11 protein-coding genes and 1 pseudogene are annotated in these 19,967 nt (G+C 51.7%); 3 read left to right on the forward strand and 9 right to left on the reverse strand.

Annotation, left to right across the window (positions count from 1 at the left end; all coding sequences use genetic code 11):
* Positions 1-152: 152 nt before the first annotated feature.
* From HG15A2_RS10155 to HG15A2_RS10180, 6 genes are all read right to left on the reverse strand, one after another.
* Positions 153-1,562, reverse strand: a complete 1,410-nt coding sequence (locus tag HG15A2_RS10155) for an IS4 family transposase (protein ID WP_145060113.1) — start codon at positions 1,560-1,562, stop codon at positions 153-155.
* Between the two features lie 30 nt (positions 1,563-1,592).
* Positions 1,593-2,126 carry a hypothetical protein gene (locus tag HG15A2_RS10160; protein ID WP_218932465.1) on the reverse strand — a complete coding sequence of 178 codons (534 nt, stop codon included), beginning with the start codon at positions 2,124-2,126 and terminating at the stop codon, positions 1,593-1,595.
* Between the two features lie 194 nt (positions 2,127-2,320).
* Positions 2,321-4,609, reverse strand: coding sequence for a metallophosphoesterase (locus HG15A2_RS10165; RefSeq protein ID WP_145060116.1), 2,289 nt, complete (start codon positions 4,607-4,609; stop codon positions 2,321-2,323).
* 24 nt (positions 4,610-4,633) lie between these two features.
* Entirely contained in the window at positions 4,634-5,764 is a 1,131-nt protein-coding gene (locus HG15A2_RS10170) for an AP protein (RefSeq protein ID WP_145060118.1), read from the reverse strand.
* Positions 5,765-5,942: 178 nt separating this feature from the next.
* A complete protein-coding gene (locus HG15A2_RS10175) occupies positions 5,943-7,118 on the reverse strand; it encodes a hypothetical protein (protein WP_145060120.1) in 1,176 nt (391 codons plus the stop codon).
* Between the two features lie 76 nt (positions 7,119-7,194).
* On the reverse strand, positions 7,195-8,220 hold the full coding sequence (locus HG15A2_RS10180) for a DUF1559 domain-containing protein (RefSeq protein ID WP_145060121.1): 1,026 nt from the start codon (positions 8,218-8,220) through the stop codon (positions 7,195-7,197).
* 644 nt (positions 8,221-8,864) lie between these two features.
* Between HG15A2_RS10180 and HG15A2_RS10185 the strand changes: the two genes are divergently transcribed.
* Complete coding sequence (locus tag HG15A2_RS10185) at positions 8,865-9,725, forward strand: PEP-CTERM sorting domain-containing protein (protein WP_218932466.1); 861 nt, start codon at positions 8,865-8,867, stop codon at positions 9,723-9,725.
* 344 nt (positions 9,726-10,069) lie between these two features.
* Here HG15A2_RS10185 and HG15A2_RS10190 read toward each other — a convergent pair whose 3' ends face one another.
* From HG15A2_RS10190 to HG15A2_RS10200, 3 genes and pseudogenes are all read right to left on the reverse strand, one after another.
* Complete coding sequence (locus HG15A2_RS10190; protein ID WP_145060124.1) at positions 10,070-10,684, reverse strand: hypothetical protein; 615 nt, start codon at positions 10,682-10,684, stop codon at positions 10,070-10,072.
* 35 nt (positions 10,685-10,719) lie between these two features.
* Positions 10,720-11,421 (reverse strand): annotated as a pseudogene (locus HG15A2_RS10195) (MFS transporter); the annotation flags it as partial.
* A 315-nt stretch (positions 11,422-11,736) separates the two neighbouring features.
* A complete protein-coding gene (locus HG15A2_RS10200; protein ID WP_145060127.1) occupies positions 11,737-12,924 on the reverse strand; it encodes a XylR family transcriptional regulator in 1,188 nt (395 codons plus the stop codon).
* 259 nt (positions 12,925-13,183) lie between these two features.
* On the opposite strand from HG15A2_RS10200, the gene HG15A2_RS10205 reads away from it, so the two are divergent.
* The gene (locus HG15A2_RS10205) at positions 13,184-14,389 is read left to right on the forward strand and encodes a Gfo/Idh/MocA family protein (protein WP_145060129.1); all 1,206 of its coding nucleotides are present in this window, start codon (positions 13,184-13,186) and stop codon (positions 14,387-14,389) included.
* A gap of 32 nt (positions 14,390-14,421) precedes the next feature.
* On the forward strand, positions 14,422-19,680 hold the full coding sequence (locus HG15A2_RS10215) for a PVC-type heme-binding CxxCH protein (protein ID WP_218932467.1): 5,259 nt from the start codon (positions 14,422-14,424) through the stop codon (positions 19,678-19,680).
* Positions 19,681-19,967 lie beyond the last annotated feature (287 nt).

Raw genomic sequence — 19,967 nt, forward strand, 5'->3', positions numbered from 1 at the left:
GCCAGTACTGCTGGCATCTTGTTCGCCGACGTAGCCGCCGTTGATATACTTGTTCCACGTGCCTCCAGCATCTCTCGTGAGCGCAATGCGATTCCACTCTCCCGGCTTAATCGCTCCGTGATATTGATTGCTGATGCGAATGGCACGTAGATTTACCTAACTCCTTTCACCATTTCGCTTTTGATCACGTGACGTGGTTTTCTTAGAAACGCAAAGTGCTTGGGCCTTCGTTTTAATAGGCGTGGCTCGAATCGGTCGGGTCGATCGGCAACACGATGGCTGGCGACGCAATCCAGCAACTGTTGATAAAGGACCATTCGGTGAGCACCCCCTCGACACGCTTGGTAATCAATCAGCCGTTGAAACTCTTCAAGGAATTGCAGAGCTCCTTTGAAGCTAACCGTGCGCGGCTGAATGCCATGCTTACTTGCTGCTTGAGCCATGATCGTGCGAATGAGATTGTAGGCGAGGACGTGTGTCCAGATTTCCTTGCGGACCAATTCGGGCGTCTTGCAGCGCAAAACGTCCATCTGCAAGGTCTGTTTCACCGAGCGCAGATCAAGTTCCACATTCCAGCGTGCTCGATAAAGCTCCCCGATGTCTTCTTTGGTAAACTCCTTGGCATCGAGTAGCGTCGTTACGACAACGATCGTCTTGCTGCGAAAGCCAGCTTGCTTGATATGAATACGACATTCACGGACCGTGAGAAACTCGGGTAGCAGTTTCTGAGCTTGCCAACTGAGCGAGCGTATCTGCGGTCTGGGCCACTGAACAAGGTGATCTTCCTTACCCAGTCGCTTTCCTTTTCGGAAGTCGGCCTTTCGCATCGCCTGCAGCCCAGAGACCGAATCGACGCCTCGCTGCTTGAGCGTGCATAGCTCTCGCCACGTGCAATAGAGGCGATCGGTCAGCACCACGTCGCCAGGGCGAAAGAAGTGCCAGAGCGCGCGAAACACGCTCAACTCGCCTCGCCCCTTGCCTGCGTAGCGACAGATCCCCAGGTCAATGATCGCGCCACACGAAAGCGAAAAGATGGCGGCGATGCGTGCCAGCGGAAAGCCGAGACCCGGTTTCTGCGAATCATGCTGGGGGTAAGCATTCTGATTCTCAGGCGTATCGGGCATCGTTACCGTGGAGCCATCGAACAAATACACGCGACGGTTCTTCCAAAGCCAGTCCGATTGAGCACTATGATCAAGGGCTTGCCCTGTCTCTTGTGCGACATCGGAGAAAAACTCCTCCGGCAAACGTTTTCTCGCTTGGCAGTACGCGCCAGTTTCTGGCGAGCATTCACTTTGGCCTTGGGATAGGCGATGCGTAAGTAAGCGCGCGACGGCTGCCCGACAGGAATGATCGGCACTCAAAACTTGGCTCAAAAAAACCCACAGCGTTACTAGTGGTGGGTAGATGCTATCGTTCCAAACGACCTTGGACGCTGTCAGTGCTTGCGAAACAATCTGCTCGGAAAGAACATCGGTGAAAGGCAAGTCGCCGTCTTGAAGAAACTGGCGTCGCAGAAAACTGACCTGTTGTTGAAAACGATCTTGGTTAAAATTGCCCATCAGAAGGCCTCCTTGCTAGCGATGGTTGTGTTAGACAACACCATCTGTGCAAGTGAGGCCTTTTTTGCCTAGGTCAGTTCGGCGTAAACACTTACAGAAATCTACGTGCCATTCATTGCTGATGCCGACGCCTCCCCAGGGAACGTTCCGAACAAAGAAGTCTGCATCATTGCCATTGGTATCAACAGTTTGCATCATGGCACGCCAAGCTACGTCGCTCGATTCAGGGTAGAGTACGTCCCACATCATCGTGTACTCGTCCACAGCGGCGCCCGCATTGTGGGCCACGGCGTAGCCCTGAGTCGAATCCGCCGCAGGGAACGCCATGATTTGCTCTGCGTCGGTATTACCGAAAAGGGATGGCAAACCGAAACTGGCAGGTGTGCCAAACTGAGTCACCGTCGATGTGTTGCCCCGATAAGTCATCACTCCACTGCCCAGCGAGGCACCGAGGTCTCCTTCGAAATCCCAAATAGAGCCAGTTGCCGAGACTGTGCCGAGGTTCGCACCTAGCCACACAACAACAGCCATGAAAAGCTGTTGATTCTTGAGTGCAAATGCCACGCGGGTTTTACTCCCTGATCGACGAATAAACAAAGTCATCGACAAACTGTCCCGAGTAAACGTGTAGTCACAGACTTATGCTAAGGAAGCTCTGGAATACAGATGTCTTTACTGCGATGACACTAGGAACCTCCGACGAATCTAATCACTTGCCTACGACTCTGCTGGTCATCGTCGTTCCACGCTTAGCGTTTTCACTTTGGAATACGTTTCATGAAAGCTGACAAAAGTGCAAGGAGTGTGAGCGAACTTGGCTCGACGACTGTCGTCGCGACCGTTAGCGAACCGGTGTACTGCCGTTGCCAGGCAAGGAAATCTTGACCATCACTGTCACCGTCGCTATCGGCGTCGGCCAGTGCGTCGACACCATATGAGGATTTCCACTGTAAGAGATCGGCATCGTCGACATCGCCATCGCCATCGAAGTCTGCCGACGGTCCGGTTGCAGGAGCAATCGGATCGTCGAAGCTGATAAAAGCCCATGAAAAACTGGAGTCCTCAAGTATCAGCCCTGATGCGTCGACCGAGTTGATCAGAAAAGTATCTGAGAGTGTCGGTTCGTAGCTCAAAAGATTGTTGTTTGGTGCTGTGATGGAGCCATCGAAGTATTCGTCGCTGATCGTCAGTAGGAGCATGCCCGTTTCGGGTGTTTCACCGAGAATGGTCAATTCATACTCTCCTGTGGACAGACGCGACATGGTAAAGTCGCCTGCCGAAGAGATGTGAGAATCGGTCGCTCCGTCGTAGAGTCCACCAATCATCCCTTCGGTATCGTAAGGGAGATAGATAAAGCTGAAGTTGCGATCCACCCCCGTTGCAGAAAAAGCGGCCCCGTTGTGTTGGACGCGCATGTCCCAGCCGCTTCCATCGGAGTATGGCGCGGTCTGGACAACAGTATTACTGTTGTTATTGCCAATGGCGAACAAAAGCCCTTCGGATTGCGAGTTGACGCCAAGGTCCAATGAGTACCTTCCTAGCCCTTGCTTGTTAAGCATGGATTGCTCCACTTCATTGAAAGCATCGGTGGCCAAGGTGCCGTTGGAATTCACATGCGCTCCTTGCCAACCTGCCTCGAAATCGAACCATGCCACAGAGTTGTTAAAATTGACTTCGGTGACGCCTGCGAGCCCTGCTTTGGTAAGAGACAACGCCATCAATCCCCCGCCATAGCTATTGCGTCCTGCTTCAACGGTTGCGCGATGACCATCTCGCAAGTTCTGAGTAATCGACGCAAGTAGTATGCCACGCTGATAGACGAGTCCACTTCCGTCAACGGAGATTTCGTAATCTCCCCGATTCAATTGCAAGGTGCCGACTCCGGGTAGAGAAGACTGGGGCACAGTGATCGCTCCTACAGTATTGCCTCCAGGAGCTGCATCGCCGACAACGAGCAGATTGGCTACTACGGCGTGTTGGTTGATGGCCGGTGCCAGCGGTTCGTGATACTCGTTCAGTCTGAGCGTGAACTCTTGGTCGTAGCTTGCGTCGTAACGATCAAGCACCGGCGAATAAGTGCGAACGACAACTGTTTTGCCATCTGGCTTGAATTCCAACAGTCGCATGTCGCCATTGCCACCCTCTTGTTTGAACTGATAATTTGCCAGCATTTGGTGAACTTCATTCCCCATGTCGCCAGTACTGCTGAGAAAGCCGGTGCCATCGCCGATGACATGCCCACTAAAGGTCATACGGAAGTTGTCATGCTTTGAGACGAGGTCGTCCCACAGCTCTTGACCGTCGTTGACGGTTTCGGCAGGATTACTTCCCAGCGGATAAGAGTGTGGGTTCCACGACTGGCTGCCCCCTTTAGTGGCCCAGTCGTAGCGGGTTTCGTCGTAGTACATGTAGGCGTGTGTCGCCATCATCGTTAGGTGGTCGGGGTGATTTTGAACAATCTGATCGGCCCACACCACAACCTCATCACGTGGAGCCCACTCCAAAGCCAAAACTAGCCAGTCTTGGCCTCCGGCGTTGAAGGTATGGTAGGAATTATCTGTCTTGCCTGTTTCGAAGAAGCCACCGACTGATGCCTGGTTGGCGTAGGGAGATCCTGGCCCAAAGTAATTGGGATCGTTGAACAAACTATCTCGGTTTCCGGAAAAACCGCTCGGGCCATGGTCGTGATTACCCGTTGCAATCGCATAGGGAACCACTCCATTGAGTAGATTCATGGATGTGAGTCCACGGTCCCACTGGGTTACAGAATTGTGTTCGGTGACGTCTCCCTCGTGAATTACATACTTGATATTGTGGGACACGGCGTTGTCGGCGATCCACTGTGTTTGCGTAGTAAAGTGAGGGTAGTTGAATTCGGTATAGTTTTGCGTATCTGGCAAGACGGCTAACGTCCACGATCCCGGGTCGATCGGTAACACCTCGCATGCTGCTTTGCTGCAAGAGAATGCCAATGGAAGCAAAATCGCCAAGCGGTAGACTAGCGCAAAAGGCCATTGCTGAAGTATGGTGAAGCGAATGTGGTTCATCATTGGGTTCCAGATCTGCGATTATCAGTCCGCTAGAGAATCGAATTGGATATTTGCAGGAAGAACGCCCGGCAACGGGGAAGCAATTCTGTTGTCCAACCCGGAATAGTCGAGTCCCAACAGAGCAGCCACGGTTGCGGCTACTTGCCCCTGACTGGCTTCTACATTCTTGCGCACTCCCAAGGCAGGCGTATCGGGGCCTAAAACGGCAATCCAAATCCGCTCGGACCCGGGAAGATCAGCACTGTGGTTCTTCCAGCCTTCGCGTCCACTTCCACGTCCGTGGTCGACGGCCACGACCAGCGAGGTTCGGCCTCGATACCCCTCCGAATTCTGTGTGAACTCCCAAAGTTGGCGCAAGAAACGGTCACAGCGATTGGCTGCTTCCAGATACAGATCGTAACGACCCGAGTGGCACCAACTGTCGGTTTCATCCAGCGACAAGTAGAGGACGCGGGGCTGATGCTCACGTGTGTATTCGAGGGCACCAGCAAAGGTCAGGTAATCGAAACGAGAGTTTTCCCAATAGTGAGGTGTCTCGCCAACCGCACGATTGAGCATTTCGCGTCGGACCGGATCGGCCCCATGTTTGAACTCTTGCCATCCGGAGTTAACATGGATTCCGCTCCGCTTAGAATTGATGATGTATGGCAGTGTATCCCAGGAAGAAAAAACGGCGACCTTACCTGAAAATTCAGGCCGATCGTGAATCCATTCCAGGACATTCGTGTTTTCGTTGTAGATTTTGTCATTCGAGTCGATCGCCGCGTCTGGAAAGCCGCAAAGCAGTTCTTGGTAACCGGGATAGGAAAAGTACTTTCCGTTTCTCACCCACACTTCGCAGTCGTCGTCGGACGAACCGAATATTTGCCCTTCGTTGGCGATAACGCTCCACAGAAAAGGCATGAGTCGCTTGCGTCGAACAAGCGGGTCTTCATGCCAAAAGGCTTTGCGAAGTTTTGCTGGATTGCTGACGCCGCCAATATCCTTGTCGATCAGACGCTGCTCGGCGCCAGAGAACAGTTCTTCCGGTCGCAATCCGTCGAGAGTAACTAGAATCACATTTTGGGTCTGAGGTACTGTCGCCCAGGCTGCTTCGCTAATGCAAAGCAGAGCGAGCGTCAGGAAAACAGCCCTCCAATAAGATTCCCCCATTGAAATTCCCCTTCTGCAGAATGTGACACTCTGTTAGCTGTTGTAGAAATCATCAATAGCCGCCTTCGCTGAGCAATGACAATCCTGCAAATCAATATTCTGTGCATCGTTCTGTGAGCAATTACCGCTCGCAGTTTAATACCTCTCTCTTTCTAGGCTCAAATATCGAAGCCTCAACCTAAAGGCGGAATCTTCTCCCCCAAAAATGAAGGGTCGAAAGAAGTAGCAAGAGACTCGTGGGTTCAGGCACTGACGTTGCGGAGGCAAGGAGCGTCGTCCCGTACTGGCTTTCCCACACCGCCAAGTCTCCACTGTCCACGACACCATCGAGATTGGCGTCGCCTTCTGCATGAGTCGTGCCAGTTGCGACGCCCCGCTGCCAGATGAGAAAATCTTCACCCCCGACACTCCCATTTCCATCGAAATCCGCATCATCCAGGTCGGGCATCACATCGAAAGAGAAACCGGAAACGCCCGAAATGCCAAAGACTCCGGAGTTGGCCTTCACGCCGAAAGCAAACGTGTCGCCGTCTTGGGCATCTATGATGTCGAAGAAGTGCATGTCGACAAATCGATTCCCAACCAAGGTGCCCGAGCTTACTGAATCGTAGGTGGTGCCATTTCCTAACACAGAAACGTGTCCCAGAAAAACCTCTTTTGGTGCGAAGCCTCCATTATCTAGGCCATCGGTCATCACACCTACACGAATCCTTGAAGGCACATCAGAGCCAACAGTAAACCCCCAACGACCCGCAGGAAGAGCATTCGGATCTGAATTTGCCGGGTCGTGGCCAAATTGGTCCCAGCCGTCCAAAATGCCTTGCTTGACATAAGGGGCTTGCGAGTGGGCAGGGTTGGCTGGGGGCGACTGTGTATCTCCCCAATTGAAATCCCTGTATCCTGCGGTAAGTGCTGGGTCGTCAATTAAAGCATAGGGATATCCGCCAGCGACCTTGCTGGATAAGACCTCTGAGTAAGTGACGAAGTCGGGTAGATCGACGAGATCCGGAAAAGCCAAGGGGAAGAAAGTATCCTCTGGATGGGCACTCGCGCCTGAGGTGGCATTGGCGTTTGGATAGTCAAACCTAGTGCCGAATAGGGCATAGCCATCTCGGCCATAGTAACGCTGGCCCGAATCGCTGGAAGCACTGAAGGTATTATTTGCTGAATCAGAACGCCAGGGAACAACAACATAGCTCTGCACGTTGGCCGGACCTGCACCTGGGAAAAACGTGCCGCCAATATCATTATGCGAGCCCGCAAAGCTCAGGTCCACTGCTTTTGCTGCATTGGAAAAATTAAACAGTAGGCCACTGAATGTTATCAGGAAGAATAATGTCTTAGCTGTTTTCATGTTATTGCTTCCTCAGGGAATCTTGGATGTCGAGTATCTCGGGTACTTATCTCTTGCAGGTTAAGAATCTATTGGATTAGAGACTACCTACCGTTTCGCCATTACTTCGAGTCGAAATAGCACGCCATATTTCCAGTTCGGTATCTTCGGTAACGAAATCAACATGGCCATCACAAAACGCCACCGCCACACCACCGGGATGCTGGCTGCGGGAGGTCTGCGACATGGGGCCACGCGGGAGATCCATATTGCTTGAGTCGCAGGGAGCAGCAGGGTTGAGCTCTCCCAGAGGATCATCTTTTCCAGAAGGCCGATCGCCGCAGAATTCCAATCTGTCGACCGCCGGAGTATTGAGTAGGTATTGGTGAGAATAGAGACAGCTTGCCAAATAGAGCAGTCCGCGCGAGTCCTCCCCGGGAAACTGTCGACATTCCCCTAGCATTACTGTATTGCTTGTCCCGTCGGTGATCTTTCTCAACGCGACACCTTTGTTTGCCATCCCATAGACTTTTTCGAACGGGCCCCGTTTGTCGATACCCTGATTACTTGGGTCAGAAGTTCTGTACAGTTCCAGAGTATTCTCAGGCAAGCCCTGCCACCACACCCACCAGCCCTGGTTAGCTAGATAGTTTCCGTGAGCAAAACAGGCGGCAGTCCCAGTATGAATGCCTGTCGGTTGATCGGACGGGCATTGGAATAGGCTAATTTGCGTGTAAGTCCAAGGAGCATCGTTGGGGCATGTCTTGCCGGCCTCCTCCCAGGGTTGGAAGGAGGGGATGGAGAAATCTATCTGACCGAAAAGGGCAGCCTGCTCGAGGTACGGCAGTGTATAGGAGGCCCAGGTATGGTTGACGTCGTTGGAGGGGACCGTGGTAAAACCAGCCGGTAACCGCTGATTCACACCCTCATGGTTCAAGACGCCCAACGAAATCTGCTTCATTTTGTTCAGGCAAGAACTGCGTCGAGACGCTTCACGTGCCGCCTGAACCGCCGGCAATAACAAAGCAATCAGAACGCCAATGATGGCAATTACCACCAGGAGTTCGACTAAAGTAAATGCCGACGCTTTACCAGAACTGCTATGGGCCGATTTTCTTGTCATGCTCTGCTGATCCTCTTGCTGCTGTAATTAGATTGTCTCGCTCCGAGAAGAACAAAATCGCGTGCATGCGATCTCTCTCAAGCGGTCACAATTGTCTCGTCGATCACAAATTCCCCGATGGGATTGGCACTACAATAAAACTAATCTGAAATCTGGAACTGACCTATTCAAAATTATGATCGGAACCCTCAGGCCCTATGAAAATAAGGTTGTAGTAACATGACAAGGGGGACAAGTCGTTAATAGGCGAGAAGGCATCCACTCCCTCTCTCTAGTAGATCTTCAGCAAGAACTCACAAAACGTCAATTGAAAAATGCTAACCATTTCCTGTGTAAAATAACACGGTTCGCGTGGCGATCAATCGAACAATAATAGCGCGGCAAGGATCGAAATCGACTATGGCGAAGCGGGATAAAATGAATGTTATGGCATGTTATTTTTCACGTCAAATTATTAGCAAATTTCAATAGATTAATCGGGGGGCGCCCAATAGCATTGTGGATGTAGGGCCTGATCTTGTTATTTGATCTTCGGAGATTAGATCTTTCGAGATTGATTTTTGGCTGACAGCTCATCTTGATTCGACGACTTTTTCTACATCTTTTTTGGAGGAAAGCTCATGAAGTGTTTGGGAGGAAAACTGATGAATAAGAAGCAATTCGTACTAGCCGCCTGTCTCTTGGCGGTAGCAAATTCGGCATCGGCGGCGGTGAATGTTCCCTCGGGGGTCACGGGGTTGTGGCTATTCTCGAACGGTTCTTCAACGCAAGCAACCATCGGCAATGACGTGACGAATGTCTATGGTAATCCCGGGACCGGATTTACGGGGCCGGCGGTACAAATTGGAACTGAGTCTGATCCTTTTCTCTGGCAAGACTCTGGTAATATCCAAATGTCAGACTGGGGAGCCGTCGCTGTTCCGCACGGCATCTCACCCAATGGAGGCGGCAGCAAGGTTAATGAGTACACGATACTCATGGACTACAGGCAGACGCATAAATTTGGTGATTGGGTAAGTATGTTCGATACCTATGATGGGGATGTTAAAAGCGCAGGAAACTCAGATGGCGACTTGTTCAAAAACACTTCCAATCAGATTGGCACCGGCGCTACGGGCTATTCCACTCTGACCTATGATCCATCGGTCACCCACAGAATCGTCATCTCAGTCGACAATGGATCCTCTTTCCAGGTTTCCGTCGACGGTGTGCTCTTCTTGGATGGTACGGCCCAACCCGTTGATGGCAGGTTCTCCCTCGCACCTGTAGTCCATTTACTGGTAGACAATGCCTGGGAAGCGGCATGGGGCCATCTTGAAACGGCGATGATCTGGGATCATGCTTTGTCGCCGTCTGAAGCGGCTGCTCTGGGGGCTTTTTCAGATCCTGGCAATAATAACTTTCCAACACCGTTGGTCTTTGCAGATCCGATTCCCGAGCCGACTTCGTTGGCTCTGATTGGTCTTGGATTGGGCAGCCTGGCAGGTGTTCGCCGAAAGAAGTAACCAACAACTACCTATCGAGTTTATAGACGGTGGTCCTCTAGTTGGGGGGCCACCGTTTTTCATTGTCCGCCGAAGATAGTACGAACTTGGATCGGTGCACTAATACTCCGGGCCTAGGGTCTCGTTTCACTACGTTACACCTCGGTGCACTACATCTATGTGGCTAAGCAGAAGTGAGGCTACGAGCGAAGTATAGCTACGAGAATGGAACCGATATTATTCACCGGTGCTGTGAGACAGGTAGTTGGATTGAAGCCGTGGCCGACTCCAATCAAAGAACCCGTGGTTACTTCGCCATTAGACGTCCCAGGCTGACTGGCCGAGAGAGATCGTCCAAGCCGTGACTACGCCTCGCCAGGTCCCTCTGTACCTCCGGTGAACTTTTCATCCTCTGCTTTGTGACCGACAAGCACTTCCACCTTGTAGCCTCCTTGAGACTTGTAATAGAGAATCAAGCCGACATAACACACAAACATAATTGCAGGCAGATAGGCGATTTTGGCTAGTGCGTGTTGTTTGGTCTCGCGTTCGATACCATCGAGCGTCTCCTGCTGCCCCTTCAAAAAGGCATCGTACTTGCTCTTGTCGATAAATACGTAATCGGGGAAGAGACCCGTCTTGTCTTGTGCCACTTGATCGTGCATGTCTGACGCCTGCGCTTGTACTGCCTGATTGAAGTCTTGATCTTGAATCGTGCCGATGTAGGTTGCCCCCAATGTGCCAATGGCGATCATGCCGACCCCACTTATGGTGTTCAGCAGCAATGCTCCGCCACGCGGATACTGCTCCGATACCACGCCTAGTGTGGTCGACCAGAAGAAGGTCTTGCCAAAGCCATAGAGAGTTGCCGCTAAAAACAGGACACCCGCACTGGTGCCAGCATTGCCCAGCCAGATGAGTCCGATAGTCGCCAACAGTGAGGAACAGGCCGGTAAACCCAGCGGGGAAATGCGATGCACAATAGGTCCCGCAAAGAAACGCAAAACAAACATGATCAGCAGAAGCAGTAAAAAAACAGCCGGTCAAACTTGCGAATCGCAACGGCATAAATGGCCGCGGGAATCACAGCAAACGCCAATGCTCTCTTCCAATGGATAGGTTCATAATTGAACACCGTCAGCACCTGGCTGATGCCCATGATGATCAGAAAGGAAACGATATAGGCACTTCCCCAGCCGAACTCTACCAGCATAGCTCGATAAGAGACCCCTGCCTCAACCCGCTCTTGTGTCGGAAATTTAACACCGTACAGGAGAAAGCCATAGGCCAAGGTGGGGAGTAGCAGGATGGTCATTTTCCACCGCCACAGCTCGCCAAGCAGCGACTCTCCCAGGCTTCCGCCTGCCTTCAAGATGACAATGGCCAGCAGCCCTCCCAGTACGAGTCCCCCTGGCCAGCCCGCATGGAGGACATTGAGCCAATGGGTCTTGTTGTCTTTGTAAATTGTTGCCACAACTGGATTGATCACAGCTTCGACGATGCCGTTGGACAAAGCGTAGATGAACGTGGCGACATACAGCACCTCATAACTCGGCGCAAATATTGTCAGCACGGTCGAAACGATATGACCACAGAATGCAATGGCGATCGAGGTTCCGTAGCCAATGCGATCGACAATGAGACTAAACAGGATAATTGAGATCGCGAACGGATAGAGCCCAACGCCGCTGATGATTCCCTTTTGTTCCTCGGTGAGGCCGAAATGGCCTCCCCAATCGCCCTAGGCAGCTGCACGCACGGCAAATCCAAACGCGGTGGCTACCAACCCAGAAAACAGCCCAGGAACAAACGACGATTGTTATCTTGCGTCATGATAACCTTGTGATCAGGAAGTACAGGAAAAAGCTATAGAAAAGATTGAATGCGGACTGATTATGGGTTGAGAGACTCAGCTAGAAAAGAGCAGAGTATTAGTTTTTGGCACTCTATTGTGCCACTCAAGTCGCCCCTGACGCTGCTTGTGATTTTGTAGTTGTTCGAAAACGCAAAATCTAAGATTTCTGGTTGAGGCTCAGTCTTCGCTGAGGTGAGATCTGCTCGGTTTGGATGATTTACCTTTTTCGCGGTAGCTGCGGGGCGTCATTCCCATGTACTTTTTGAACGCCACCGAGAAATAGTCTGGACTTGCAAACCCCGCGCGGTTGGTAATCTCCGAAAGAGAGAGCGTGGTTTCGCGTAAGAGTCGGCAGGCCCGAACCATGCGAATGCGTACAATCTCAGCATGAGGGGTACGGCGCACTAGTTTTTGAAAGCGATGTTCCAACATTCGACGCGAAAGGGGTACTGCATTCAGAACATCAGCTACGGTAATACCCGTACAGGCGTTCTCTCGGATGTACCGCAGCGCCCTGACAATATCCTCATCGTCAATCGCATAAACATCGCTTGACTGACGCTCGGCGATACCCAGCGGAGGAATTAGCATTGCCTCGTCTCTCACCTTCTTTCCCCGCATCATCTGATCCAAGAGTTGAGCTGCCTCGTAACCCGTCCGATGTGTGTCGGGAATTACACTGGAAAGTGGTGGCGTACACAGCCGACAGAGTCGAACATCGTTGTCAACGGCGACCACTGCCAGTTGCTCTGGGATAGCAATATCCAACTCCCGACAAACGTCGAGCACCTGCTGGCCGGTGAAGTCGTAGCAAGCCATTAAACCTGCTGGCTTTGGTAGTTTTTCCACCCAGCTGGCCAAACGCTTACGCTCTTTGGTCCAGGAATAGTCCTCATCGCCACGAGATTTTCCAGAAAAAACATGACACTCACAGCCAGCTTCCCTGGCGAAATCTTGAAATCTCTGCTCTCGCCAGCGCGACCAACTAAAATTGGGTTCGCCACAGAAAGCGAGGGTTTCGAACCCGCGATCTACAAGGTGTTCGACGGCCAGACGGGATATCTCTCTGTCGTCGGTTTCCACCCAGGGAATACTTTTTATCTTTCGAGCCGCACTTACATCGACCACTGGAAGCTTCGTTCGGCGAATAACTGAGGCAATCGCTTCGGTTTCAATTCGGGCGATGATGCCATCGCCCTTCCAATTTTTGAGCCAAATTGGTGGCTTCGCACCACGATCTTGTTCTCCAACATAAATTGACCACAGCTCATGCTCCCTTTGGTACGCGATGATTCCATCCATCAACCCGCGTGCATAGGCATTGGAGGTTTCAATTAGCAGGGCCACAGAGCGTCTATTGCTCATTTTCTTTCCCATGATTTGTTAACAGTGCATTGGAACTTCGATTCAGCGAATTCCGCGCATGTGATAAATCACAAATGTTATGCGCTAATTGTCATTCTACAGTAGTCCTCCTCGGCTAGAATGGAAGAGGAGAATTTGGAAAAATGATCGGTATGACGGCGTTGGTAGACAAGCTCGCTTTGTCGTAATTTACTAGCGCTGCGACGTTGCCATTTACTAGCGCTGCGACAGCTCAATCACATAGGAAGTAAACCTAGCCATGACCAATGTACGTCCATTGAATGCAGCCATTGTTGGCTTGGGGTTTGGCGCTGAGTTCATTCCGATTTACTTAAAACATCCCGACGTTAACGTTTTAGCAGTGTGTCGTCGCAACAGATTGGAACTCAATAAACTGGGCGACGCATTTGGTATCGAGCGACGCTATACCGAATTCGACCAAGTCTTGTCCGACGGAGACGTCGATTTTGTGCACATCAATAGCCCGATCGGTGATCACGCCTGGATGAGTATCGCTGCTCTGGAAGCAGGCAAGCACGTGATGTGTACAGTCCCCATGGCTACCACAGTCGCCGAGTGTGAGAAGATTTGTCAGCTTGTTGCAGAGACAGGCCTGAAGTACATGATGGCCGAAACTGTGGTTTACAGCCGCGAATTTTTGTTTATCAAGGAACTCTACGAGAAGGGCGAGTTTGGAAAAATCCAATATCTACAAGCCTCGCACCCTCAGGACATGGATGGCTGGCCTGAATATTGGCAACGGATGATTCCAATGCACTATGCTACACACGTAGTCAGCCCAGTGCTTGGATTGACCGATGGCCGTGCAGAATACGTCTCTTGTTTCGGCTCGGGCAGCGTACGAGATGAAATTCGCGAACTTAGCGGTTGTCCTCATGCGGTCGAGTCATGTCACATTAAACTCGCCGAGAGCGACATCTCTGCCCATATCTGGCGGTTTCTCTATGACACAGCCCGACAGTATCGCGAAAGTTTCGATGTCTATGGTTCAAAGAAGTCGTTTGAGTGGTCTTTGGTGGAAGGCGAGTCGCATATCATGCACACGGCAAAACGTCCCGAACCGGAGATCGCCGAGCAGGTTGAGATTCCCGATTTTGCCCACCGATTACCAGAGGAAATCCAGCCATTTACTCGATCCATTGTCGATGCTGATCATCTGTCATTTCTGCAAGGTGCAGGACATGGTGGTTCGCACCCGCATATGGTGAACGAGTTTGCCGAAGCTTTGCGAACCGATCGCGACCCATGGCCCAATGCCGCAACCAGCGCCAACTGGACCTGCGTAGGCATCCTGGCTCATGAGTCCGCCATGCAAGGCGGAAAAATTCGGCAACTACCGGAATTTACACAAGCAACCACGTTACGGGTCGATGCGGCTGAAAGTGGTGTCCGCCCCCCTGCCATCACTAGCCGTACCGGAATACCATCTCCACACATAAACTGAGCGTTGATCGAGGCAATTAGAGAATGATCGTGATGAACATGTGGCGAACACTGGCTTGTGTATTACTATTTCTGTCGATGGCACCTGTTTCGCTAGCGGAGCCTACGTACCAGTTACACTCGTTTCAGCGATTACAGCTGACCGACCAGTTCTATTGTGAGGGGGCCTCAGCGGCTGACCTTAATCGTGATGGGCATGTGGATATCATCTCGGGCCCCTACTGGTATGCTGGACCAGATTTTACTGAACGCAAAGAGTACTATGCAGCCAAGCCGTTTTCTATCGATGGCTACTCAGACAACTTCTTTACTTTCACTTTCGATATCAACGGCGATCAGTGGTTGGATATCCTGCTTATCGGTTTTCCAGGCAAAGAGGCATACTGGTACGAAAACCCTCGTGGTGGATCGGACCACTGGACTCGTCACCTGGCATTTGCGTCTGTGGACAATGAATCACCTTCTTTTGTCGATCTGACGGGAGATGGCAAACCTGAATTGGTTTTCCACACAGCAGGCCGTTTTGGATACGCTGAAATCCCTACCAACGATCCCAAAGAGGTGTGGGAATTCCAGCCGATTTCTCCCGATCGGGGTTACGACCGGTTCAACCATGGCTTGGGGGTGGGAGACGTCAACGGCGATGGGAAAGCTGACCTCTTGGAAAAGGCTGGATGGTGGGAGCAGCCGAGTTTAATCTCGGGGTCGGAGTGGACGTTTCACGAAGTGCCGTTCGCGGCCGATGGAGGCGCTCAAATGTTGGTTTCTGATCTGGATGGAGACGGGGACAACGATGTCGTCACCAGCAAGTCAGCCCATGGTTATGGCTTGGCCTGGTTTGAAAACGTTTGCCAGGATGGAGTTTGCGAATTCGTCGAACACCCAATCATGGGTGAACACCCCCACGAAAACGACTATGGTGTCGTCTTCTCACAATTACACGCACTTGCCCTGACGGACATCGATGGCGATGGCGTTAAAGATATTGTTACTGGAAAACGTTTCTGGGCTCATCAAGGGCATGATCCCGGTGGCCACGACCCGGCTGTCAGTTATTGGTTTAAGACAGTGCGAGAGCAGGGCAAGGTTCAATTCGTTCCCTATTTAATAGACAGCAATTCAGGTGTTGGTACGCAACTAGTCGTAAAAGACGTAAATGGCGACCAATGGCTCGATCTCGTAGTGGGTAACAAAAAAGGCACCTTTGCACTATTACATCACACGAAAGAAGTTGATCTGAAAGAGTGGAACGAGTCGCAGCCAGTTCCGCTGGAAGACAACGAGCATACTGCCGCTAATGAGTCAGATCGATCCGAGGACGGAATTGTTGCCAGAAACGTCGAGGGGCATCCCCTGAACCTCGATTTCGAAAAAGGAGATTCCCGAGACTGGATAGCAAGTGGTCCAGCCTTTAAGGGACAACCAATTTGGGGCGACACGGTCCATGCCCGTCGACCTACCAGTATCAGCGGACATCAAGGTGATCGGTGGATAGGTACCTTCGAGGTGGAAGGCGACGCACCGACAGGCACGATGAAATCGACTAGCTTTCCCGTGTCCCATCAGTACGCTGCATTTTACGTGGGGGGAGGCAGCTCTCATCTAACCCGTGTTGAAATTGTGCGCCAGGACACGGAAGAAATAATCTTTGTTGCCAGTGGTCGCAATTCGGAACAGATGCGGCCAGTGACAATCGATTTACGCGAACAGCAGGGACAGGAAATATTCATTCGCATTGTGGACGAAAGCAGCGGTCCATGGGGGCACATCAATTTCGATCACTTTCGATTCTATCAGTACAAGCCACAGATATCGGTATTAGAGCAGCAGCAAATACTACCACTCGACGAGTATCCACATGCCGGACTACCGGCGTTGCGGGCGGCTCAGGAAATGATTCTTCCCGAGGGATTCCACGTAGCTCCGTTTGCCAGCGAGCCCGATGTGAAGCAACCCATTGCCATGGCACTGGACGATCGTGGTCGCATATGGATAGCCGAGGCCTATGAGTACCCCCAGCGTGTCGAGGAAGGCAGTGGTCGAGATCGGATTTTGATTCTTGAGGACACTGATGGCGATGGGCGGCTAGATACGCGGAAAGTCTTTGCTGAAGGCTTGAATCTGGTCAGCGGATTGGAAGTTGGGTTTGGTGGCGTGTGGGTTGGTGCAGCTCCCTATTTATTGTTTATCCCAGATCGCAACGGCGATGATCTGCCCGATGCTAAACCGCAAGTGCTACTTGACGGTTGGGGATATCAAGATACCCACGAAACACTCAACTCATTTATTTGGGGACCTGATGGTTGGTTGTACGGTTGTCACGGCGTGTTCACTCATTCGAGAGTAGGGAAACCAGGAACGCGCGATAACGGACGCACCCCACTAAACGCTGGGATTTGGCGGTATCACCCAACGCGGCACGAATTCGAGATATTCGCTCATGGCACTAGCAATCCCTGGGGAGTTGATTTCGACGACCACGGCCAGGCAGTCTCTACCGTTTGCGTGATTCCTCACCTGTTCCACATAATTCAGGGCGCCCGTTACCACCGTCAGGCTGGCGAGCACTTTAACAAGCATACTTACGACGATATCAAGACCATTGCCGATCACTTTCACTACCTGGGGAACACCCCGCATTCTGGCAACGAAAAGTCGGACTCCAACGGAGGTGGTCATGCACACGCGGGTGCGATGATCTATCTTGGAGGGGCCTGGCCGCAACGTTATCGCAGTCAGATCATGATGAACAATATCCATGGTCAAAGACTGAATGCAGATATCCTCTCGCCAAGAGGATCAGGATTGGTCGGTAGTCACGGCGATGACTTTCTGCTCACGCAAGATCGCGCTTCTCAGATGCTTGCCATGCGCTACGGCCCCGACGGCCAGGTGTACGTCATTGATTGGTACGACATGCAGGCCTGCCACGATGGGAACGCATCCGCCCATGACCGTAGCAACGGTCGTGTATATAAGGTTACTTTTGGCGAACCGGCTCCGATCGTTACGGATCTAAGCAAGAAGTTGGATCGCGAATTGGCCGAGTTAGTACTTAATGAGAACGATTGGTATGTTCGGCACTCCCGACGACTTTTGCAGGAGCGTTCCGCCGAGAGGGGCCTGAAGGCAGCTGCCCACCGGCGTCTGGTCGAGATTGCCACAACTCATGCAGACGAAACTCGCCGACTACGAGCGGCTTGGGTCCTTCATGCAACGGGCAGCTTAGAAACACATGTGGTCAGAAATATGTTTGCCGATGAGAGTGCCTACGTGCGAGCTTGGGCAATACAGCTCTCGTTGGATGGCGCAACAGCTGATGCAGACCTCTTAGAATGTTTCGCAAGGTTGGCCCGAGAAGACCACTCGCCGGTGGTCCGACTCTACTTGGCTTCGGCTCTACAGAAGATCGCTTATGAAAATCGCTGGACGATTCTAGAAGCCTTGGTAACTCATCAGGAAGATGCTACAGATCATAATTTGCCATTAATGTATTGGTACGCCGCGGAACCTCTTGCAGAAGTGGACCTGACGCGGTCCCTTGAGTTTGGGCTTTCGTGTGGTAATTCAATTCCAATGCTTCGCGACTTCATGCTGCGTCGCATCGCTAAATTGGCTTCGCCGGAGTCTCTGGCTACTCTTGTCAACGCCTTGGGTAAGTCACAGACAGATAACGAACGACTTTCCCTTTTAGCCGCAATTCGAGATGCCTTGAAAGGGCACCGTCGAGTCGAGTCACCTGCGTCGTGGTCTGGTGTTTATGCAAAGCTGGCTAATGCCAGCCAAGATGTGCGCACTCAAGCAACTTTTCTCGGTGCGAGCTTCGGAGATTCGGTCGCGCTATCAGCGCTTCGGAAGTTGATCCGCACAAACAGCTCAGATATCAATGATCGGCGCGAAGCTCTTGAAACGCTGCTGGAGATAAAAGACCCTCAACTTGTTGACACTCTCCAACAGATGCTTTTGGAACCGACGCTGCGCGATCTAGCACTCACAGGCTTGGCTGCCTACAGCGATCCTGCAACACCGACAGCGGTGCTTGCGGTCTACGATTCGTTCTCGCCCAGTGAAAAAAGGCAAGCTTTAGCTGCGCTTGCCTCCCGTTCCTCGTATGGCAACGAATTACTTCAAGCAGTGGCCGATGGGATTGTACCGAGCACTGACATGTCTGCCGACTTAGTTCGGCAACTTCACAGTTTAGGAGATGAGAAGCTTAGTACTCTCTTAAATGATCTTTGGGGTACGGTTCGCAGCACGGCCAAGGACAAGACAGAGCAGATCAAAGCGTATCATGAACTTCTCAACAGCCCAGCGGCAGCCGATGCTGACCCTGAATTAGGACGAGCTATTTTTGCCAAGACCTGCCAGCAGTGTCACACTCTTTATGGAGTGGGTGAAACCATCGGCCCCGATCTCACAGGCTCGAATCGATCGAACCTCGACTATCTGCTGTCGAACATTGTCGATCCAAGTGCGGTGATTTCGAAAGAATATCAGAATACGGTGATCCTGACTGATGGTGGACGAGTGCTCACTGGCATTGTGTCTGCTGAGGACGACCAAGCAATCACCTTCCGCACCACAACCGAAACTCTTGTGCTTTCCAAAGAGGAGATCGAAGAACGGACACTTAGCGAGTTGTCGATGATGCCTGACAACCAACTGAAGCAGTTTTCTCCGCATGAAGTGCTCTCACTCGTTGCTTATCTTAGAGGACGACTGCAAGTGCCACTCTTGGCGACTAAGGACAACGCGAGCATGCTATTCAACGGTCGTGACCTTACAAACTGGAAAGGCGACAGCAATCTTTGGTCGGTCGAGGACGGAGAGATTGTTGGACGAACGACGGGCCTCGAAGAGAACTCTTTTCTAATTAGTGAGCTCACCGCAGAAGATTTCGAACTATCGCTAGAAGTGATGCTCAAAGAAAACGCAGGCAACAGTGGGATCCAGTTTCGAAGCCGCCAGCGCAAAGGATTCAAAGAAATGCACGGATACCAGGCGGACATCGGCCCCGGATGGTGGGGAAAGCTCTACGAAGAGCATGGCCGCGAGTTGCTCTGGGAAGAATCTGGAGAAGAGTTCGCGCAAAGTGGCCGTTGGAACAGCTACAAGATTCGTGCTGTGGGAAGTCGAATTCAGACTTGGCTGAACGGTCAACTTTGCGTTGATCTTGACGACCCGACCGGCGCCCGTAGGGGTGTCTTTGCTCTACAGATTCACTCGGGAGGGCAGACGGAAGTGAGGTTCAAAAATCTCCGCCTCGAAATCTCAAGCGGGGGCTCTGACTGAAGGCTAGAGTAAAACTGCGACGACCTCGAGGTTATGAGCCGTTAGATCTCAAGCTACTGAAACCACTGTAATTGCAGGGCGAAATAGAAATTATTTCCTCGTTTGTACTGTTGCTATCGCGTTCAATTAGCTTGTCATGCAGAAAATCGCTTCTGCTCTTGACTGAATGGTTGCCCTGCATCGCATGCATACCACGAAAATTGTCATGGTAAAGAGTTGGCTGAACTACGGTTGCTTTATCGATTTGTGACCGAGATTTGACAAGCCTCGTAGCGTCTCGGAAAGTC

Origin of the sequence: Adhaeretor mobilis (assembly GCF_007741515.1) — a bacterium.
Taxonomy (GTDB): Bacteria; Planctomycetota; Planctomycetia; order Pirellulales; family Lacipirellulaceae; genus Adhaeretor; species Adhaeretor mobilis.